The organism is Streptomyces sp. 8L (assembly GCF_020176795.1).
Classification (GTDB): domain Bacteria; phylum Actinomycetota; class Actinomycetes; order Streptomycetales; family Streptomycetaceae; genus Streptomyces.
In genome coordinates, this window is sequence record NZ_JAIUKE010000935.1 from 1 (window position 1) to 882 (window position 882).

1 protein-coding gene is annotated in these 882 nt (G+C 71.3%); it reads left to right on the plus strand.

Annotated elements, in window-relative coordinates:
* Positions 1 to 879: SidA/IucD/PvdA family monooxygenase (locus LCE31_RS39970; RefSeq protein WP_225023222.1), on the plus strand; the 879-nt coding region annotated here is incomplete at its 5' end.
* Between the last annotated feature and the right edge of the window lie 3 nt (positions 880 to 882).

Here is an 882-nt window from a genome sequence, read left to right on the forward strand (position 1 = left end):
CTCCGCCCCCTCGCCGAAGTCCCCACCGTCCCCGTCATCCACTCCTCCGACTACCTCCACCACCGCGAACAGCTCCTGGGCGCGGGCCACATCACCGTCATCGGCTCCGGCCAGTCCGGCGCCGAAGTCTTCCTCGACCTGCTGCGCGCCCGCCCCGCAGGCGCCGAACGCCTCCACTGGATCACCCGCACCGAAGCGTTCGCCCCCATGGAGTACTCCAAGCTCGGCCTCGAACACTTCACCCCCGACTACACCCACTACTTCCACGACCTGCCCGAACACACCAGGAACGACCTCGTCCCCCGGCAGTGGCAACTCCACAAGGGCATCGACCACGACACCCTCGCCGCCATCCACGACGAGCTCTACCGCCGCACCCTGGACGGCGGCTGGCCCGACGCCGTCCTCACCCCCGGCGTCCACGTCCGCACCGCGGGACGCATCGCCACCACCCAGGTCGAACTCCACCTCGAACACACCCTCCAGGGCAGCCGCTCCCGCCTCACCACCGACGCCGTCGTCCTCGCCACCGGCTACCGCGAGCGCCCCGCCGACCAACTCCTCGCCGGACTCGACGCGTACATCTGCCGCGACGACTCACAGCGCCCCCGCGTCGACGCCGACCACAGGATCGTCCTGGACCCCGCCGTCAGCGGCTCCGTCTACGTACAGAACGCCCAGACCCACACCCACGGCGTCGGCACACCTGACCTCGGGCTCGCCGCCTGGCGCAGCGCCACCATCCTCAACCACCTCACCGGCGAACCCGCCTACCCCCAGCCGCAGCGCACCGCGTTCACCACCTTCGGACTCGCCGAGGGCACGCCCCGCACAGCACGCGCGCCCCTGGACCTCGTCCCCCTCGTGGAACCCGCCTGACCC